At 51.3% G+C, this 3613-nt stretch carries 3 protein-coding genes and 1 tRNA gene; all 4 read left to right on the top strand.

What is annotated here, in order from left to right; all coding sequences use genetic code 11:
• Positions 1 to 1627: hypothetical protein (locus VGA08_04090; GenBank protein ID HEX9679770.1), on the top strand; the 1627-nt coding region annotated here is incomplete at its 5' end.
• A gap of 67 nt (positions 1628 to 1694) precedes the next feature.
• Positions 1695 to 1778: transfer RNA gene (locus VGA08_04085), tRNA-Leu, on the top strand.
• Between the two features lie 512 nt (positions 1779 to 2290).
• Entirely contained in the window at positions 2291 to 3310 is a 1020-nt protein-coding gene (locus tag VGA08_04080) for an NAD(P)-dependent oxidoreductase (GenBank protein ID HEX9679769.1), read from the top strand.
• A 34-nt stretch (positions 3311 to 3344) separates the two neighbouring features.
• Positions 3345 to 3613, top strand: a 269-nt coding sequence (locus VGA08_04075) for a hypothetical protein (protein ID HEX9679768.1), incomplete at its 3' end; no start/stop codon positions are given.

Genomic DNA, 3613 nt, shown 5'->3' with positions numbered 1-3613 from the left:
GGATGACCAGGCTGAAGCCGTCTCTTCGCTGCCGGCGCATATTCCCGGCCCGGAAAAACTCGGTATCCGCATTGACGGCGCGGCCTACACGCCGATTTACAAATTCAATGGCGATATTCGGGAAGTGGATTATTTGCGCGCCGATCTGTCCAGCATCGCGTTTCAGCTCCGCCCGAGCACAACTTCACTTGTAATTGGAAGTGGCGGCGGACGCGACCTGCTGATGGCCAGACTCTTTGATCATCAGGTAACCGGCGTGGATATCAATCCAATTATTACCGATACCATCATGCGTGACGAGTTTCAAGACTACTCCGGCGGAATTTATACCGACCCAAGCGTTACCATTCATGTGGCTGAGGGTCGCAGCTTTGTCAGCCAAAGCCAAGAGAGCTTTGACGTTATTACCATTCCGTTGGTTGATACTTGGGCATCAACTATCAACGGTAACCTGGCATTGGTTGAAAGTTATCTCTACACGACCGAGGCTTTCGCGACCTACCTTGAGCGACTGACGCCAGATGGAATATTGAGCGTCTCACGTTGGGAACAAAGCGGCCCGCGGCTGCTCTCGCTTTTCTTAGATGCCGCGGAGCAGCTGGCAATTACTGAGCCGGAGAATAAAATTATGGTGATTGAAAACGATCCTCGAATTGGCGGACAGCTGCACAATGTGTTGATGAAACGCCAGGCCTTCACGCCGGATGAAATAACACAGGTCGAGGCTTTTGCCGAAGCCAATAATTTCAAAATTCTATACGCGCCAGATTCTGAACGCGGAACAGTCTATGATGACTACCTCCGAGCGCCCGACCGAGACGAGTTTGTTAGAACTTTTTCCAAAAACCTGCTGGCATCCACCGACGATCAGCCGTTCTTTTTCTTTCTCTTAAACTTCAAGCATTTCAATGGCCGCGAGATTGGCAGCTTTGACGGCGGCCTGCTGGCGGCGGCCATCGCCGTTTTTGCCTTTTCTGTTTTTACCATCGGCTTTCCCGGCTTAACATTTTCCGGCTACCGTCAACTGCGAGGGCATGGCAAAACATTCCTGCGCTACGCCGGTTATTTTGGCGGGCTTGGAATCGGATTTATTCTGATTGAGCTGGCGCTGATTCAAAAATTTGTCCTCTATCTTGAACACCCCATCTATTCCTATTCCGTGGTGCTGGCCGGGCTGCTGCTGTTTGCCGGATTCGGCAGCGTTATAAGCGCCCGGCTTAACCCCCTGCGCAATAAATCCATAATTCTGGTGGGCGTTGGCATTACCCTTGTTCAACTTTTCTACGCCCTGGGTTTATCGCCGTTAATCAGCGCGACTCTCGGCTGGTCAATTGCGTCTAAAATTACCATGGCCGCGCTGCTGACAATTCCATCGGCAATATTAATGGGCATGCTGCTGCCGCTCGGTTTCAAACGCCTGGAGCTGACCGGCCACCAGCAGCTCATCCCAATGTCCTGGGCCGTCAACGGAGCGGCGTCAGTCATGGGCAGCACGCTCGCAATAATTCTAGCCATTCAGTTTGGCTTTACGCGGGTACTGCTGATTGCGGCCGGTGTCTACCTGCTCGGCATACTCTGTTTAATCAGTGACCGGCGGCCAACGGTTATCGTTGACAATCAACTCTAAAATACGTATAGTAGCACTGTTTTAAAACCACGCCGGGGCAGAAGCAAATGGCACGTCCCGACAGAATGGGCGAGTGCTGGAACTGGTAGACAGACCGGACTTAAAATCCGTTGAGCGCAAGCTCGTGAGGGTTCGATTCCCTCCTCGCCCATTCTGTCTGGATGCTCGTAAACCCTTGTGGGCTTACCTCCAATAAAAACCCCCGCCAATGCGGGGGTTTTTATTGGCGAGCTAGAGCGAGTGAAGACGGGTAAAGCGCTTTGGCCAAGAATGACAGCGCTCGAACCCTAAGCACATTATTCTTCGAGCGGGGCTGGTTTAAAGTCAATCGAGTGGAGAAGTAAGCCGTACGGTTCTCGCCTTCTAGCCTGCCCAGCCTAATTTAAAAGGTGTCATAAGGTATAAGCCAGAAGCCGTTCCAAGAATTCCTCCCCTTGCTAAGGGGAGGATAGGTGGGGTGGAGCTAAGACACTCACCTATTTAAAAGGGGAGGATAGGTGGGGTTGAATTTTACAGACGCACCCCCGCCAGCCAGCGCCTGCCACCGTAGGCAATGGCGGGCTCGCCTCGCTAACCTTTACCACTTAAACGCAGGCTGGACTCCGCGGTCAATACCATTTATTTGCTGTTAAGCCGTCATGTTGCTAAACTACAAGTACCCATATGCCTAAACCCATTATTGCCGCTCACTTCCAAATCGCGCCCTGGGAGCAGCGCTACATTCAAAACGCTTTACCCAAAGCCAAACATGTGTTTGTACCGGGACGCCTCTCCCCTCGGCACTTGCCCAAGATCAAGCACATTAATGTTTTATCCAACTTTATCAATTCCCCGGCGGACAAAAATATTATTGACGGCCTGCCAAAGTTGGGTTTGATCACGACTCGCTCAACCGGCTTTGACCACATTGACATGGCCGCCGCCAAGGCTCGTAAAATTACGGTGTGTAATGTCCCTTTCTATGGCGAGAACACCGTTGCCGAACATACTCTGGCGATGTTACTAACACTTTCGCGCCGAATTATTGAGTGCGTCGAGCGAACCCGGCGGAGTAATTTTTCGCCCAAGGGTTTGACCGGCTTTGACCTGGCCGGAAAAACTATTGGCATTGTCGGCCTGGGCCACATTGGCAAACACGTAGTAATCATGGCCAAGGGTTTTGGCATGCAGGTAATTACTTTTGACGTTAAACAAGATAAAGCTTTTGCCAAAAAACACGGCGTCAGGTTTGTTTCGCTTAACACGCTGCTCAAAACCTCGGATGTTATTAGCTTGCACGCGCCGTATAACAAACACACGCATCACTTAATCAATGCTAAAAATCTCAAACTCATAAAAAAAGGCGCGATATTGCTTAACACCTCCCGCGGCGGCTTGGTTGAAACGGCGGCGCTATATACCGCGCTTGAATCCGGTCGGCTCGGTGGCGTGGGATTGGATGTACTGGAAGAAGAAAACGCCCTCGGCGAAGACCTGGCTCATTTGGAACACAACGGCAAAAACCACGAACTTTTAACCGCGCTAATCAGCAGCCGGCTGACCGACCATCCGCGCGCCATTGTCACGCCGCACAACGCGTTTAACACCCGGGAAGCGCTGGAGCGGATTTTAGAAACCACGGTTAAAAATATGACGGCTTGGACGCGGGGTAAACCGGTCAATGTGGTGGTCGTCAAAAAATAATCTTTTTCACAACGTCCGACAAAAGCGGGATGTTTTGCCAATCGCCTTGATCTGGCTCGGAGCCGCGATTGTATATATAGTCGCGCTTTTTCGTATTGGCGACTTGTCCTACGATGAAGCATTCAGTTTGCACTTCGCGAGTTTGCCGCTTGGACAGATGCTGGAACTGCTGCGTTTTGACATTCACCCGCCACTCTACTACGTTTTTTTGAATGGCTGGACCAAGCTCTTTGGCCTAACCGAACTGGCCGGACGAATACCGTCGGTTATATTCTCGCTTCTCAGCCTACCCATATTTTTCCA

Source organism: Candidatus Saccharimonadales bacterium (assembly GCA_036397795.1).
In the GTDB taxonomy this organism is placed as follows: Bacteria; Patescibacteriota; Saccharimonadia; order Saccharimonadales; family DASWIF01; genus DASWIF01.
Note: the sequence above shows the minus strand (reverse complement) of the source record. Positions and strands in the feature narration are given on the sequence as shown.

Coding starts and splice junctions, on each gene's coding strand:
- VGA08_04080 (HEX9679769.1), top strand. CDS start 2,291: ATGCCTAAACCCATTATTGCCGCTCACTTCCAAATCGCGCCCTGGGAG.